Consider the following 16135-nt stretch of genomic DNA (forward strand, 5'->3'; position numbering starts at 1 on the left):
GCCCGTTCAGGAGAGGGCGTCGAAGCCCGCGCGCAGGTGCAGCAGGCGCTCGGAGAGATCGCTCAGGGGGCCGCTCAGGGGAGCGCCGCCGTTGGACTTCTCGGCCAGCTCGACGACCCGCGACAGCTCGTCCTCCACGGCGGTCAGCCGCCGGGACAGCTCGGGCAGCACCTCGGCGGCCGTGCCGTCCGTCAGCTCGACGCTCAGGCGCTCGCGCAGCAGGGACGCCTGCTCGGCCAGCCTGCGGTTCATGTTGTAGAGCTCGACGAACACCGACACCTTGGCCCGCAGCACCCACGGGTCGAAGGGCTTGGTGAGGTAGTCGACCGCGCCCGCGGCGTACCCGCGGAAGGCGTAGTCGGGGGCGCTGTCGACCACCGTGAGGAAGATGATCGGGATGTTGCGGGTGCGCTCGCGCCGCTTGATGTGCGCCGCCGTCTCGAAGCCGTCCATGCCGGGCATCCGCACGTCGAGCAGGATGAGCGCGAACTCGATGCTGAGCAGCGCCTTGAGGGCCTCCTCCCCGGACCGCGCCCGCACGGCGACCACGTCGAGCGAGCTGAGAATGGCCTCCAAAGCGATGAGGTTCTCCTCTCGGTCGTCGACCAGGAGGATTTTCGCTCGGTCCGGCATCAACCGCGTCCTTCTCTTCCGTCTCTTCCATCACCGGACGGCCCCCGCCCGCGCGTGAGCCAGCCCCGCAGGCGTTCGAGCAGGCGATCGACGTCCACCGGCTTAGGAACGTAGTCGGAGGCGCCGGAGGCGATGCTCTTCTCCCTGTCGCCGCGCATGACCTTGGCGGTGAGCGCGATGATCGGCAGGTCGGCGAACTGCGGCATGCGGCGGATGGCCGAGGTCGTGGCCCACCCGTCCATCTCGGGCATCATGATGTCCATCAGCACCAGCGCGACGTCCTCGTTGCGTTCGAGCTGCTCGATGCCCTCGCGGCCGTTCTCGGCGTAGACCACGGTGGAGCCGTGCCTTTCGAGCACGCTCGTGAGCGCGAAGACGTTGCGGATGTCGTCGTCCACAATGAGGATCTTCGCACCGTTCAGCGGATCGTCGCCCTGCCAGGCCTGGCTCTCGGTGGGCTGCGACAGCTGGGGCATCCGCAGGTCGTCGTTCAGCGGCATCTCGGGCAGCACGTCGGAGGCGTCGAGCTCCAGCGCCCGCCCGTGCTGGACGCCGGGCAGCGAGACCGCCGCCCCGCCGTCCCCGCCCGCGAGCGGCCCGGCGTAGCTGATCGGCAGGTGGAGCGTGAACGTGCTGCCGTGCCCGGGCTCGCTCTTGGCGTGGATCTCGCCGCCGAGCAGCCGGGCGATCTCGCGGCAGATCGACAGGCCGAGGCCGGTGCCGCCGTACTTGCGGCTGGTCGTGCCGTCGGCCTGGCGGAACGCTTCGAAGATCACGTCGAGCTTCTCGGGCGCGATGCCGATGCCGGTGTCCACCACCTCGAACGACAGGATGTCGTCGCTGTCCTGGAGCGTCTCGTCGATGTACGGCACGCCGCCCGCCGCGCGGGTGATGTTGAGCCGCACCTCGCCCTTCGGCGTGAACTTCACCGCGTTGGACAGCAGGTTGCGCAGGACCTGCTGGAGGCGCTGCTCGTCCGTGCGGAGCTCCTCGGGCACCGACGGGCCGACCTCGACCGTGAAGGAGAGCCCCTTGTCCTGGGCGAGCGGGGTGAAGGTGGCCTCGACGTAGTCGACCAGCTTGGGCAGCGAGAGCTGCTGCGGGTAGATGTCCATGCGGCCGGCCTCGACCTTGGACAGGTCGAGGATGTCGTTGATCAGCTGCAGCAGCGCCGAGCCGGCCCCGTGGATGGTTCTGGCGAACTCCACCTGCTGGGAGGTCAGGTTGCCGTCGCTGTTCTCGGTGAGGAGCTTGGCCAGCACCAGGAGGCTGTTCAGCGGGGTGCGCAGCTCGTGGGACATGTTGGCGAGGAACTCGGACTTGTAGCGCGAGGAGACCGCGAGCTGCTCGGCGCGCTCCTCCAGGGTGCGGCGGGCCTGCTCGATCTGGAAGTTCTGGATCTCGATGGCGCGGTTCTGCTTGGCCAGCAGGGCGGCCTTGTCCTCAAGCTCGGCGTTGGACCTGCGCAGCTCCTCCTGCTGCCGCTGGAGCTCGTCGGAGCGCTCGCGGAGCTCGGTGGTGAGCCGCTGGGACTCGATGAGCAGGCCCTCGGTGCGGGAGTTGGCGATGATGGTGTTCATCGTGACGCCGATGGTCTCGACGAGCTGGTTGAGGAAGGCCAGATGGACCTCGCCGAACCGGCTGAACGAGGCAAGCTCCAGCACGCCGAGCACCTGGTCCTCGAACAGCACCGGCAGCACCACGATCTGGGCCGGAGTCGACCGGCTCAGCCCGGAGTCGATGGTCAGATAGTCGGAGGGGACGTCGTCCAGCACGATCGGCCGGCCCTCCGCGGCGGCCTGCCCCACGATGCCCTGCCCGAAGGCGAAGCTCTGCCGGGGGTTGCGGCCGGGCCGCACGCCGTAGCCGGCGATCAGCCGCAGCTCGTTGTCGTGCGGGCTCGGCACCATGTAGAAGGCGCCGTACCGCGCGGACACCAGCGGCGTCAGCTCACTCATGATGAGCTTGGCGACCTCCATGAGGTCGCGGTGGCCCTGCATGAGGCGGGAGACGCGGGCGAGGTTGCTCTTGAGCCAGTCCTGCTCCTGGTTGGCCTTGGTGGTGGCGACCAGGTTGGACACCATCGTGTTGATGTTGTCCTTCAGGTCGGCCAGCTCGCCCTGCGCGTCGACGGTGATCGAGCGGGTCAGGTCTCCGCGGGCGACCGCGCTGGTGACCTCGGCGATGGCGCGCACCTGGGTGGTGAGGTTGCTGGCCAGCTCGTTCACGCTCTCGGTGAGCCGCTTCCAGGTGCCCTCGACGCCCTCCACACGGGCCTGGCCGCCGAGCTGCCCCTCTGAGGCGACCTCGCGGGCGACGCGGGTGACCTCGGAGGCGAACGAGGAGAGCTGGTCGACCATCCTGTTGATGGTGGTCTTGAGGACGAGGATCTCGCCCTGGGCGTCGACGTCGATCTTGCGGGACAGGTCGCCCCTGGCGACCGCCGTGGTGACCTCGCCGATGTTGCGCACCTGGTAGGTGAGGTTGGTGGCCATCAGGTTGACGTTGTCGGTGAGGTCCTTCCAGACGCCCGACACGCCGCGGACCCTGGCCTGGCCGCCGAGCTGACCCATGGTGCCGACCTCGCGGGCGACGCGGGTGACCTCGTCGGCGAACAGCGAGAGCTGGTCGACCATGGTGTTCACGGTGTCCTTGAGCTGCAGGATCTCGCCCTGCGCGTCCACCGTGATCTTGCGGGACAGGTTGCCCTGGACGACCGCCGTGGAGACGGCCGCGATCTGGCGCACCTGGGAGGTCAGGTTGTTCGCCATGAAGTTGACGTTGTCGGTGAGGTCCTTCCAGACGCCCGACACGCCGCGCACCTGCGCCTGGCCGCCGAGCTGGCCCTCGGAGCCCACCTCGCGGGCCACGCGGCTCACCTCGGAGGCGACCGACGAGAGCTGGTCGACCATGGTGTTGATCGTGGACTTCAGCTCCAGGATCTCGCCCTGGGCGTCGACGTCGATCTTCTTCGACAGGTCGCCGCCGGCCACGGCCTTGGTCACCTGGGCGATGTTGCGCACCTGGTAGGTGAGGTTGTTGGCCATGCTGTTGACGTTGTCGGTGAGGTCCTTCCAGACGCCCGACACGCCCTTCACCTCCGCACGGCCGCCGAGCTGGCCCTCGGTGCCGACCTCGCGGGCGACGCGGGTGACCTCGTCGGCGAACAGCGAGAGCTGGTCGACCATCGTGTTGAGGGTCTCTTTGAGCTGGAGGATCTCGCCCCTGGCGTCCGCGGTGATCTTCTTTGAGAGATCGCCCTGCGCGACGGCCGTCGCCACGGTGGCGATGTTGCGCACCTGGCTCGTGAGGTTGCTCGCCATGACGTTGACGTTGTCGGTGAGGTCCTTCCAGACGCCCGACACGCCCCGCACGCGGGCCTGGCCGCCCAGCTCGCCCTCGGTGCCGACCTCGCGGGCGACACGGGTGACCTCCTCGGCGAAGGCGGAGAGCTGGTCGACCATGGTGTTGACGGTGTTCTTGAGCTCCAGCATCTCGCCGACCGCGTCGACCGTGACCTTGCGGCTGAGGTCGCCCCGCGCCACGGCGGTGGTGACCACGGCGATGTCGCGGACCTGGGCTGAGACCCGGCTGGACATGGTGTTCACGGCCTCGGTGAGGTCGCGCCAGCTTCCCGACATGCCGCGCAGGTTGGCCCGGCCGCCGAGCTGGCCCTCCGAGCCGACCTCGCGGGCGACGCGGGTGACCTCTGAGCTGAAGAGCGAGAGCTGGTCGACCATGCCGTTGATGGCCTTGCCGAGCCGGCGCACCTCTCCGCGGGAGGTGCGGTCCATGTCGATGCGGCGGGAGAGATCGCCCTGGGCGACCGCGTCGAGGACGTCGGCCGCGCTGCTGACCGGACCGACGAGGGCGTCGATCAGGGCGTTCACGGAGTCGACGCTCTCGGCCCAGGAGCCCACGCCCGGCCCCGGAGTCAGGCGGACGCCGAAGCGCCCCTCCTTGACCACTTCGCGGCGGACGCGGAGCAACTCGTTCGCGAGATGCTCACGGCGGTCGGCCACCTCGTTGACCAGCAGTCGGACCTCGCTGAGTATGCCCGGTGGGGCATGGGGCACCCGTCGGCGGAAGTCGCCGTCACGCCACGTGATGAGCGTCTCCAGGAGGGGCCGGAGCTCAGACTCGGTATAAGACCGCTCCGAACTGGCCCCCGTGGTCGGGGTACCCTTCATGAAGCCTCCTTCACGCTGTTCGGGCGGGACTCGGAGTAGTGCCAGTCTGGCATGAAGGACGCTATGCGGTCGCCCAGTCGATTGACCGCATGTGGGAGCCGACTGTGGTAAGCACGGTGCAATGACAAGTTCTTCTCGGGGTGTGCTGGCCGCTTCGTTCACGCCTGGCAGAACGGCCCTACCCGCCGCGTTGCGGTTCACGCGTGAGGTGATGACCGCGTGGGCGGCCGTTCCCATCGGCGCGGAGGCCGAGCGGCTGACCGGAGAGCTGGTCTCCGAGGTCGGCGATGTCCCTTTTGAGATCGTATGGGTGCACCAGGGGGATTCCCTTCAGATCGAGGTTCGCCAGAAGGGCGACGACGAGGTCGCCACGGCCCCGTCGTCCGCTCCTGTCACCGTCTGGGGCGTGAGCTTCGCGGGGGCCCTCCGCACCCGCTGGGCCCGCCTTCACCTGCCCGGCGGCGACGGCGGCCACGTGGTGGACGACTGGACCGGGCAAGGGTCCTCGCAGGGGTCCTCGCAGGGGCCCGGCTGGCTCGGCTTCCTCGCCGACGCGAGCGATCTGCTCGCCGGCACCCTCGACCCCGACATGGTCCCCGCGCTGATCGCCCAGATCGTGGTGCCGCGCCTCGCCACCTGGTGCGCCGTCTACACGGCCGACTCCGGTCTCGGGCCGCTCGGCCTCTCCTATCTCTGGCACGCCGACGAGTCCCAGATCGACCTGCTGCGCGAGCAGCTCGACAAGGTCGTGATCCCCTCGGTGGAGAACCTCACCCCGGTGCCGGTCCAGCTCGGCGACTGGCAGTCGCTGGCCTTCCCCCTGGTGGCCCGCGGGCGCAGCCTCGGCATGATGTGCCTCGGGCGCTCCGGCCGCTTCCCCGACGACGTCGCCCAGCTCGCGGAGGACCTCGGGCGGCGGGCGGCGCTGGCGATGGACAACGCCCGGCTCTACGCCCAGCAGGCCGACGCCAACCGCGCCCTGCAGCGCAGCCTCCTGCCGCCCGGCACCCCCGCCGAGACCCCCGGCCTCGACTACTCCGTGGTGTACGAGCCGGCGGGCGAGACCAACGAGGTCGGCGGCGACTTCTACGACCTGTTCACCACCGGTGAGAGCTCCTGGCGGTTCGCGATCGGCGACGTCTGCGGCACCGGCCCGCAGGCCGCGGCGGTCACCGGCCTCGCCCGCCACACGCTCCGCCTGCTCGCCCGCGAGGGGTACGACGTGGCGTCGGTCGTCTCGCGGCTGAACCAGGCGATCCTGGAGGAGGGCGAGCGGGCGAGGTTCCTGACCCTGCTCCACGGCGAGATCACCCGCACCGACGACGGCCTCGACCTCTCGCTGATCTCCGCCGGGCATCCCGAGGCCCTGCGGCTGAGGCCGAGCGGCGTGGTGGAGGCCGTGGTGACCTCCCAGTCCTTGCTCGGGGTCTTCCCCGAGGCCGAGTTCGTCGCCGACCGCGTCCACCTGGCGCCGGGAGACGTCCTGCTGGGCGTGACCGACGGGGTCACCGAGCGCCGGTCGGGCGAGCGGCTGCTGGACGACGACGGCGGCCTGTCCAAGCTCCTCGCCGAGTGCGCCGAGCTGTCCGCGCGCGCGGTGGCCGAGCGCATCCGCCGCGCGGTGCAGGACTTCGCGATCGAGCCGAGCGCCGACGACCTGGCCATCCTGGTCCTCCGGGCCGACTAGGCGGTTCCCAGGTCAGAGCCCCCGTACCGGCCGGTAGGGCCGGTACGGGGGCTCAGGGGCGGCTGGAGGCGGGCTGGGCGAGCCCGACGTGCTTGCGGGCGAAGTCCAGCTGTGCCGACATCTGCCGGATGCGTTCCTCGACCACCAGCGTGCCGTGGCCCGCGTTGTAGCGGTAGACCTCGAACTCGTGCCGCCGCTCGGTGAGCTTCTCCAGGTACTTCTCGATCTGACTGATCGGCGAGCGCGGGTCGTTCTCGCCGGCCAGCACCAGCAGCGGCGCCTGGAGCGAGTCGAGGTAGGAGATCGGGGACGACGCCGCGTACAGGTCGGGCACCTCCTGCGGGGAGCCGCCGAACAGGGCGCGGTGGTAGGCGCGCAGCCCCTCGGTCTCGTCGCCGTAGGCCGCCGCGTGGTCGGCGATCGGCACGGCCGCGATGCCCGCGACCCAGGTCTTAGGCTGGGTGCCGATGCCGAGGAGCGTGAGGTAGCCGCCCCAGGAGGCGCCCGCGAGCACCAGCCGTTCGGGGTCGGCCACACCCTGGTTGACGGCCCAGTCGCGCACCGCCGCCACGTCGGCCAGCTCGATGTGGCCCACGTCGCCCCGGAGGGCGTCCCGCCAGGCCGAGCCGTAGCCTGTGGAGCCCCGGTAGTTCACGCGGACGACGGCGAAGCCGGAGTCGACCCAGGCGGCGACGTTCGGGAGGAACGAGTCGTCGTCCTGCGCGGCCGGGCCACCGTGCAGCAGGAACACCGTGGGGTACGGCGCGGGGCCGCTCTCCGGCCGCGAGACCAGGGCGTGGATGCGCCCGCCCGGCCCCTCGACGAAGACGTCCTCCAGCGGCACCGAAGGCGGCGCGGAGGGCCCCGACTGGTTCATGACCACGTGCCCGTCGCTGGACCTGACCACCGGAGGATGCGCGGCGCTCGACCAGGAGTACTCCACCGTGCCGTCCGGCCGGGGCATCGCGTCGTGGATGACGCCGTGCAGGGTCTTGATCGGCGTGAGCCCGCCGCCGCCCAGGTCGTACCGGAACAGCTCGGTCCTGGCGCGGTTGTTGTGGCCGATGAGCAGGGCGCGCCCGTCGTGGTACCAGTCGGCGGTGATCTCGCCGGGCACCCGCAGCCAGATCTCGCGCTGCTCGCCTGTCACCGGATCCCAGACCAGGGGCTCGCGGCGGCCCCGCCGCTCGTGCAGGGCGAGGATGCGCCGGTCGGTCATGGTGGGGGCGAACCGCACCCCGGTGAAGCCCTTGCCCGGCCCGTCGTGCAGGTCGCCGACGATCTGGCCGTTGGACTTGATCACGCGAAGCGCGGGGTGGCGCGAGTCGCCGTGCTCGCTGTGGCTCACCGCGATCAGCGTGCCGTCGAGCGACATGCCGGCGACCTGGACGAACTCGCGGGACTCGTAGATCACGGTGGGCTTCTCGTCGCCGCCGAGCCGCGCGTGTAGCACCTGGAAGCCGTGGCGGCTGCTCCTGCCGACGGCGGCGGTGCCGGTGGCCGACAGCGCGAGGCCGGTCGGGTGCCCGGGTGCGAGGTCGGGATGGGCGGGCGTCTCGGGCCCGCCGTTGAACGGCTGGCGCATCCAGATGCCGAACTCGTCGCCGTAGGTGTCGGAGAACCAGTAGATCCACTGGCCGGTCGGGTCGATGGCGGCGTGGGACGTGCCCCTCGGACGGCTGGTCACCTGACGCGTGGCGCCGTTCGACCGGTCCCAGGCGTGGATCTCCCAGATGCCGGAGATGTTGCAGCGGTAGACGGCTCGGGCCGGCGCCAGCCGTGCCCAGACGGGCAGGGTCATACGTGCCGCGCGGAACCTGGCCTGCCAGCGTTCCTCGGCCTTCATGGGCGTGCCCCTCCCTCACGCTCTCCCGGACCCGGGATCGGCGGGTTGCCGTTAAGTATGTCGCTTGGAAACGGAAGATGGCCTACAAAGTCGGGGAAATTCGTAATTCCAGTTCGCCTAGGCGATCTTACGGAAGAGGGAGATCCGGCACGACATTTTCACGGTCATCGGGTCCGGAAGGCGTGAGATCTCTTCCCTGAGCGCCACAGGGTCGGTGTGCCAAGCGCTCGGACCCATGCCTACCACGGTCTCTATGGCCTTGGGGCCGAGCAGCATGTCTGATTCCTCGGTCACGTGCGCGGTCTCGGTGAAATGCGCCCCCAGGGCCTCCTCGACCCGCCGGCTCTTGGACTCGTCCACCGAGAGCAGGCCGAGCCTTTCGACCAGGGGCGCGAGGTGGCGCGGCGTCGGCGTCACCACGATGAGGACGCCGCCGGGCCGCAGCACCCGGGCGAACTCGGGCCCGTTCCTCGGGGCGAAGACGTCGAGCAGGACGTCGGCGCAGCCGTCCCTGACCGGCAACGGCCGCCACACGTCCGCGACGACGGCGCCGATGCGGGGGTGGGCGCGGGCCGCCCGCCTGAGCGCGTGCTTGGAGATGTCCAGCGCGATCCCCACGTCGCCGGGCCCCAGCGTCCCGGCGAGGTAGTCGCCCGTGCCGGCCCCGGCGTCCAGCACGACCCTGCGCCGTCCGGCCGTACGCCCGTCGTCGTCCCGGTCCGTACCGCCGGCGGTGCCCCGGCGGCCGGCCAGCTCACTGAGCCGGCCGGCCAGGGACGCGAAGTGCCCCGCGCCGAGGAACTCGGCCCGTGCGGCCACCATGGCGGGGGTGTCGGCGGTGCCGGGGACGCCCGACCCCGTCAGCAGGCTCACGTAGCCCTGCCTGGCGACGTCGAAGGAATGACCTCGCGCGCACCGCACCGCCGCGCCCTCGATGGCGAGATCGCCGCGGCAGACGGGGCAGACGAGGTACTCGATGGCGTCGACCAGCATGCCCCCATCATCCCGAACCGCGCGTTCAGGCCGGGACGGAGGCGACCCCCGGTGCCAGGAACGGACGGCCGTTGACCTCGGCGGAGACCCCCGTGCGGTCGAGATACGGGGTGATCCCGCCCGTGTGGAACGGCCAGCCGGCGCCGAGGATCATGCACAGGTCGATGTCCTCGGCGGCGGCGACCACGCCCTCGTCGAGCATCAGCCGCACCTCCTCGGCCATCGCGGCCAGCGCGCGGTCGCGCACCTGCTCGGCGCTCGGCCCCTCGGCCCCCGACCCCTCGAAGATCTGCCGCGCCTCGGGGTCGATCGAGAAGTCCGGCGCGTAGACCCCGGGCTTGCCGGCCTTCACGAGCGCCGCCAGGTTCGCGGACACGCCGTACCGGCCGGGGAAGGCCTCGTGCAGGGTCTCGGCGACGTGGAGGGCCACGGCCGGGCCGACGAGCTGGAGCAGCGTGAACGGCGTCATCGGCAGCCCCAGGCCGTCCAGCGCGTGGTCGGCCGTCGCGATCGGGGTGCCCTCGTCGACCGCCCCGATGACCTCGCCCATGAAGCGGGTGAGCAGCCGGTTCACCACGAACGCCGGGGCGTCCTTCACCAGCACGCTGGACTTCCTGAGCGTCTTGCCCACCGCGAACGCCGTGGCCAGCGTCGCGTCGTCGGTGCGCTCGCCCCTGACGATCTCCAGCAGGGGTAGCACCGCGACCGGGTTGAAGAAGTGGAAGCCCACCACGCGCTCGGGGTGGCGCAGCTCGGCCGCCATCGCGGTGACCGAGAGGGAGGAGGTGTTGGTGGCCAGCACGCACTCGGAACCGACGACGGCCTCGACCTCGGCGAAGACCTGCCTCTTGACCTTGAGGTCCTCGAAGACGGCCTCGATGACGAAGTCGGCGTCGGCGAACGCGTCCTTGGTCAGCGATCCGGTCACGAGGCCCTTGAGCCGGTTGGCCTGGTCGGCGCTGATCCGGCCCTTGCCGAGCAGCTTGCCGACCTCGGCGTGCACGTACCCGACGCCCTTGTCGAGGCGCGCCTGGTCGAGGTCGGTGAGCACCACCGGCACCTCCAGGCGGCGGGCGAACAGCAGGGCGAGCTGTGAGGCCATCAGGCCCGCGCCGACCACGCCGACCTTGGTGACCTTGCGGGCCAGTGCCCGGTCCGGAGCCCCGGCCGGCCGCTTGGCTCGTCGCTGCACCAGGTCGAAGGAGTACAGCCCGGCGCGCAGCTCGTCTCCCATCAGCAGGTCGGCCAGCGCCTGGGTCTCGGCCTCGAAGCCCTCGTCACGGTGGGCCGTACGGGCGAGCTCCACCAGCTCCAGCGCCCGGTAGGGGGCGGGGGAGGCGCCGCGCAGCTTCAGGTCGACCAGAGTGCGCGCGCCCGCGACGGCCGCCTTCCAGGACTCGGCGTCCTGGGTGAACGGCGGGCGGGCGACGGAGGTCTCACCGGTGAGCACGCGGGAGGCCCAGCGCAGGGACTCCTCAAGGAAGTCGGCGGGCTCGAACACCGCGTCCGCCACACCGAGCTTGAACGCCTCGGTGCCCTTGAGCATGCGGTTCTGGGACAGAGGGTTCTCGATGATCAGCTTCAGCGCGTTCGCCGGGCCGATCAGCCGGGGGAGCAGCTGCGTGCCGCCCCAGCCGGGCACCAGGCCGAGGAAGCACTCGGGGAGCGCGACCGCGGGGACGCCCGACGAGATCGTGCGGTAGGTGCAGTGCAGCGCCACTTCCAGGCCGCCGCCCATCGCCGCGCCGTTCACGAAAGCGAACGACGGGATCTCCAGCTCTCCGAGCCGCCGGAACACCTCGTGCCCCAGCCGGCCGAGGCCCTCTGCCTGCTCGCGGTCGCGTACGAGCGACGCGCCCTTGAGGTCGGCGCCGACGGCGAAGATGAAGGGCTTGCCGGTGACGCCGACCGCCGCGAGATCGGTGCGGTCGCAGATGGCGTCCAGGGCCTTGTCCAGCTCGGCGAGGCCGCGCGGGCCGAAGGTGTTCGGCTTGGTGTGGTCGAAGCCGTTGTCCAGCGTGATCAGGGCCATCGTGCCCGCGCCGCCGGGCAGCCGGACGTCGCGTACGAGCGCGCCGGTCACGACCTCGTCGGCGAAGATCTTGGTGATGTCGCTCACTTGGCGCCCTCCCAGGCGAGGTTCTCCCAGACAACCGTGCCGCCCATGCCCATGCCGACGCACATCGTGGTGATGCCGTAGCGCACGTCGGGGCGCTCGCCGAACTCGCGGGCGAGCTGAGTCATCAGCCGTACGCCCGAGGAGGCGAGCGGGTGGCCGAACGCGATCGCGCCGCCGTACGGGTTGACCCTCGGGTCGTCGTCGGCGATGCCGAAGTGTTCGAGGAAGGCCAGCACCTGCACGGCGAAGGCCTCGTTGATCTCGAACAGGCCGATGTCGCCGACGGACAGCCCGGCCAGGCGCAGCGCCCGCTCGGTGGAGGGGATGGGGCCGACCCCCATGACCTCGGGGTCGACGCCGGCGAAGCCGTAGGAGACCAGCCTCATCTTGGGCGTCAGGCCGAGCTCGGCGGCGGTGTCGGCGGCGGCGATGATGCTGCCGGTGGCGCCGTCGTTGAGGCCCGCGGAGTTCCCGGCGGTGACGTGGCCGTGCGGGCGGAAGGGCGTCTTGAGCGAGGCGAGGCCCTCGATGGTGGTGCCGGGCCGCGGCGGCTCGTCCTCGGTGGCGAGGCCCCAGCCCTCTGCGGCCTTGCGGGTGGCCATCGGCACCAGGTCGGGCTGGATCCTGTTGTTCGCGTAGGCCTTGGCGACCTTCTCCTGGGAGGCGACGGCGTAGGCGTCGGCACGCGCCTTGCTGATCGCCGGGTAGCGGTCGTGGAGGTTCTCCGCGGTCATGCCCATGATCAGCGCGGAGCCGTCGACCAGCTTCTCGGACAGGAAGCGCGGGTTGGGGTCGACGCCCTCGCCCATGGGGTGGCGGCCCATGTGCTCGACCCCGCCCGCGATGGCGACGTCGTAGGCGCCGAAGGCGATGCCGCCCGCCACGCTGGTGACCGCCGTCATCGCGCCCGCGCACATGCGGTCGATGGCGTAGCCGGGCACGGACTTCGGGAGCCCGGCCAGCACCGCGGCCGAGCGGCCGATGGTCAGGCCCTGGTCGCCGATCTGGGTGGTGGCGGCGATGGCCACCTCGTCGACACGCTCGGGCGGCAGGGTCGGGTTGCGCCGCATCAGTTCACGGATGACGCGGACGACCAGGTCGTCGGCGCGCGTCTCGGCGTACAGGCCCTTGGGGCCCGACTTGCCGAAAGGTGTGCGTACGCCGTCGACGAACACGACGTCACGGGACGAAGGCACGGTTGGCTCCTCGCTGCCGGGTAGCTTCCGGCTTTGGGCTACTCGTGAGTAACATGATGCCATGGCCGCGCCCCTGGTCGCGAAGGGGCCCGCGATGCCTACTCCGGTGGTTTCCCCTGGTCTTGCTGGAGCTGGCCTTCGGCCCACTCGGCCCACTCGCGCTGCAGGGCGCTGAACCTGAGCCCCCACTCAAGGGCGAGCCGGCCGTAGACCGACAGATCGTCGTCCCCGCCGGACACCACCCCCGTCAAAGCGGCTAGCCTCTCGTGTTGCTCGGCCCCGAACTCGGCCCGTCGCCGCAGGTAGGCGCGTGCCTGCTCCTGGTCGACCTGGCCGAGGAAGAAGACACGCAGCAGCATGTCGCTGCGCCAGGCATGACTGGGCTCGACCTCCGTCAGCCAGTGGCGCAGCTCGGCCAGGCCCGTCTCGTCGATGGCGTACTCCTTGCGGCCGCGCGGGCCCTGCGCCGCGACCTTGACGAGCCCGGCGTCGGCGAGGCGGGAAAGCTCGGCGTAGACCTGGCTCTGCGTGGCCGGCCACACGTTGGCCAGGGAGATCTCGAAGATCTTCAGCAGGTCGTAGCCGCTGGCCGGGCCCTGGGCGAGCATGCCGAGCAGTGCGTGTCGAAGGCTCATGAGGCGATCCTACATTCCACAGTTGACAGGTCATCAGCGGACCTTCTACTTTCGACATGTCTACATTGGAACGTCGAAAAGGTCCTGACAATGATCCGCAGCCTCCTCGGTTTCCTCCCGTGGATCGTGTACGCCGTCATCGCCACCGGCGACGAATGGCGCTACGGCGCGGTCGCCGGGCTCGTGATCGCACTGGTGGTCATCGCCGCCGACCGCAGGTCGGGCAGGCAGTGGGACCAGATGGTGATCGAGTCCAGTGCGGCGGTGTTCTTCACGGTCGTCACGGCGATCTCCCTGGTCGCCCCCGAGTCCCCGCTGATGCCGTACGGCCCGGCCCTGGTGAACGCCTGGCTGGCGCTGACCGCCTGGGGATCCCTGGCCATCCGCAGGCCGTTCACCCTCGGCATCGCCCGGAGCATGACCACCCGGGAGGTGCAGGAGACGCCGCTGTTCTACCGGGTCAACGCGGTCATCACCTCGGCGTGGGGCGTGGCCTTCGTCGTCGCGGCCGTCTCGCTGGCCTTCCTGCTCCACAACGCGCCGCACGCGACCGCCGCCGTGGTCACGATCAAGATCGTCACCTTCGTGGCGCCCGCGCTGTTCACCGTCCGCTACCCCAAGGCCGTCGCCGCTCGCTACGCCGCTTGAGCTGCTTCTTCGTGGAAACCACCTATACGTCTGGAGAGCGTCATGTCCATCGCCACACCTTCCTACCTGTCGGGCCACCTCGCCCCCGTCCCCGACGAGATCGGCGCCGTCGACCTGCCGGTCACCGGCAGTCTTCCCGCCGAGCTCACCGGGCGCTACTTCCGCAACGGGCCGAACCCGCTCCCCGGCCAGGATCCCGGTCACTGGTTCGCCGGCGACGGCATGATCCACGGGGTCCGACTGCGCGACGGCCGCGCCGAGTGGTACCGCAACCGGTGGGTGCGCACCCGCAAGTTGACCGACGGCGCGCCCTACGTCGGCGCCGACGGCCCCGACCGGACGGCCGTCACCGCCAACACCAGCGTCATGCGCCACGCCGGCAAGATCCTCGCGCTGGTCGAGAGCGGCCTGCCGTACGAGCTGACGCCCGAGCTGGAGACCGTGGGGCCCTGCGACTTCGGCGGCAGGCTCACCACCGCGATGACGGCGCACCCGAAGCGCGACCCGGCGACCGGAGAGCTGCACTTCTTCGGCTACGGCGTCTTCGCGCCCTATCTGACCTACCACCGCCTGTCCGCCGCGGGGGAGCTGGTGGAGAGCCGCGTCGTCGACGTCCCCGGCCCGACGATGGTGCACGACTTCGCGATCACCGAGAACCACGTCGTGTGGCTGGACCTGCCCGTCGTCTTCGACAAGGAGCTCATGGGAGGCGGCCTGCCGTTCCAGTGGGACGACTCCTACGGCGCCCGGCTCGGCGTGATGGACCGCGCGGGGCGGGTGACCTGGTTCGACGTCGACCCCTGTTACGTCTTCCACGTCGGCAACGCCCGTGAGGACGCCTCGGGCCGGGTGGTGCTCGACGCGGTGCGCTACTCGTCCGGCGCCTTCGCCCGCGTCTGGCCCCGCATCGGCGGCAGCGCCGTCCCCGCCGCCGAGACGGGCGGCGCCGTGCTCCACCGGTGGGTGCTCGACCCCGCGAGCGGCGCGGTGAAGGAGGAGCAGCTCGACGACCGCGCCGTGGAGTTCCCCACGTTCGACGAGGAGCGGCTCGGCCGGTCGAGCAGGTTCCTCTACACGGTCACCGAGGACGCGGTGGTGAAGTACGACACCGAGACCGGCACGTCGCGCGTGCGGGACCTCGGCGCGCGGCCGGGGGAGGCGGTGTTCGTGCCGTCCTCCGGCGCGCGGGCGGAGGACGGGGGGTGGCTGATGTCGATCGTCAACGACACGGAGGGCTCGGAGCTGCTCGTCCTGGACGCCGCCGGGCTCGACTTCGTCGCCTCCGTACGGCTGCCGCGCCGCGTCCCCGCGGGCTTCCACGGAACGTGGCTCGCCGACCCCGGTGTCTCGTAACCTCGTCTCAGAAAACGTCTCAATATCTCGGTGTCATGGCGAGAGGTGCCGGTAGAGCGTCGCGCGGGAGACGCCGAGGGTGGCCGCGATCTCGGCCATGGTGTGCGAGCCGCTCGCGTGCATCCGGCGCGCGGTGCCGATCATTTCGGGGCTCATCGCGCTGGGCCTGCCGCTCCCCGCTCGCCGGCGCGGCGCCGTCTCGGGTTCTGCCTCGGTCGGAGAGCCGGCGAACAGGCGGCGTACACCGGCCAGCACCTCGCGCCGGAGCGGCCCGGTGGGGGCGTCGGCCAACAGGATGACCGGATCGCTCAGCATCGCGATGGCCTGCGCGGCGCGCACCCTGCCGGCCAGATCGGGACGCGGCCCGGCCACCAGGTGGTTCGCCCTGGTCATGGTCTCGACGAAGCGGTGGAAGATGGGCTCCCGTGTGAGCAGCGACAGATCCACGAGCACCATCTGCAGGGTGTGCCGGTGGGCCAGGTAGACGTCGAGCACCCCCTCGATGACCTTCCACCGCGTCTCCGGACGGCCGGGGTCGGCGATCTCGGCCAGGCTCGCGTCGAGATCGTCCAGGAGCGGCCTGGCCAGTGCGGTGAGGATGTCGGCCTTGGTGGAGAAGTGGTACAGGACCGCGGTCTTGGTCAGGCCCAGCTGCTCGGCGATCTCGCGAACCGAGGTGCGCTGGTAGCCCTGCCTGCGGAACAGGGAGATGGCCGTCTCCAGGATCCTCGCCCGGGTGCCGGGGACAGGCTTCTCACTCACGGGCCACAGCATAGCCCTTGCCTGACCGCCGGTCAGCGTCCTACAGTGACACCACTGACCGGCGGTCAGTGTC

At 70.8% G+C, this 16135-nt stretch carries 11 protein-coding genes; 3 read left to right on the forward strand and 8 right to left on the reverse strand.

Going from position 1 to position 16135, the window contains the following annotated elements; genetic code table 11:
* Positions 1-6 precede the first annotated feature (6 nt).
* Both ACOZ38_RS01715 and ACOZ38_RS01720 read right to left on the reverse strand, forming a co-directional pair.
* On the reverse strand, positions 7-633 hold the full coding sequence (locus ACOZ38_RS01715; protein ID WP_424528277.1) for a response regulator: 627 nt from the start codon (positions 631-633) through the stop codon (positions 7-9).
* Positions 633-4823, reverse strand: a complete 4191-nt coding sequence (locus ACOZ38_RS01720) for a HAMP domain-containing protein (protein ID WP_424528279.1) — start codon at positions 4821-4823, stop codon at positions 633-635. The genes ACOZ38_RS01715 and ACOZ38_RS01720 overlap by 1 nt, the downstream gene beginning before the upstream one ends.
* 211 nt (positions 4824-5034) lie before the next feature.
* Here ACOZ38_RS01720 and ACOZ38_RS01725 point away from each other — a divergent pair, with 211 nt between their 5' ends.
* On the forward strand, positions 5035-6510 hold the full coding sequence (locus tag ACOZ38_RS01725; protein WP_424528281.1) for a PP2C family protein-serine/threonine phosphatase: 1476 nt from the start codon (positions 5035-5037) through the stop codon (positions 6508-6510).
* A gap of 52 nt (positions 6511-6562) precedes the next feature.
* On the opposite strand, the gene ACOZ38_RS01730 is transcribed toward ACOZ38_RS01725, so the two are convergent.
* The 5 genes from ACOZ38_RS01730 to ACOZ38_RS01750 form a co-directional block, all read right to left on the reverse strand.
* Complete coding sequence (locus ACOZ38_RS01730) at positions 6563-8356, reverse strand: prolyl oligopeptidase family serine peptidase (RefSeq protein WP_424528283.1); 1794 nt, start codon at positions 8354-8356, stop codon at positions 6563-6565.
* A 117-nt stretch (positions 8357-8473) separates the two neighbouring features.
* Positions 8474-9349 (reverse strand): putative RNA methyltransferase, encoded by an 876-nt coding sequence (locus tag ACOZ38_RS01735; RefSeq protein WP_424528285.1) that lies wholly within the window; start codon positions 9347-9349, stop codon positions 8474-8476.
* A 25-nt stretch (positions 9350-9374) separates the two neighbouring features.
* Entirely contained in the window at positions 9375-11468 is a 2094-nt protein-coding gene (locus ACOZ38_RS01740) for a 3-hydroxyacyl-CoA dehydrogenase NAD-binding domain-containing protein (RefSeq protein WP_424528287.1), read from the reverse strand.
* Entirely contained in the window at positions 11465-12664 is a 1200-nt protein-coding gene (locus ACOZ38_RS01745; protein ID WP_424528289.1) for a thiolase family protein, read from the reverse strand. The genes ACOZ38_RS01740 and ACOZ38_RS01745 overlap by 4 nt, the downstream gene beginning before the upstream one ends.
* A gap of 98 nt (positions 12665-12762) precedes the next feature.
* Positions 12763-13299, reverse strand: a complete 537-nt coding sequence (locus ACOZ38_RS01750) for a PadR family transcriptional regulator (RefSeq protein WP_424528291.1) — start codon at positions 13297-13299, stop codon at positions 12763-12765.
* Positions 13300-13389: 90 nt separating this feature from the next.
* On the opposite strand from ACOZ38_RS01750, the gene ACOZ38_RS01755 reads away from it, so the two are divergent.
* Both ACOZ38_RS01755 and ACOZ38_RS01760 read left to right on the forward strand, forming a co-directional pair.
* Positions 13390-13947: a hypothetical protein gene (locus tag ACOZ38_RS01755; RefSeq protein ID WP_424528293.1), complete on the forward strand. Its 558-nt coding sequence runs from the start codon at positions 13390-13392 to the stop codon at positions 13945-13947.
* A gap of 42 nt (positions 13948-13989) precedes the next feature.
* Positions 13990-15300 (forward strand): carotenoid oxygenase family protein, encoded by a 1311-nt coding sequence (locus ACOZ38_RS01760; RefSeq protein WP_424528295.1) that lies wholly within the window; start codon positions 13990-13992, stop codon positions 15298-15300.
* A gap of 33 nt (positions 15301-15333) precedes the next feature.
* Here ACOZ38_RS01760 and ACOZ38_RS01765 read toward each other — a convergent pair whose 3' ends face one another.
* Positions 15334-16062, reverse strand: a complete 729-nt coding sequence (locus ACOZ38_RS01765; protein ID WP_424528297.1) for a TetR family transcriptional regulator — start codon at positions 16060-16062, stop codon at positions 15334-15336.
* Positions 16063-16135 lie beyond the last annotated feature (73 nt).

The sequence above is a fragment of the Sphaerisporangium viridialbum genome, assembly GCF_049674955.1.
GTDB lineage: Bacteria > Actinomycetota > Actinomycetes > Streptosporangiales > Streptosporangiaceae > Sphaerisporangium > Sphaerisporangium viridialbum.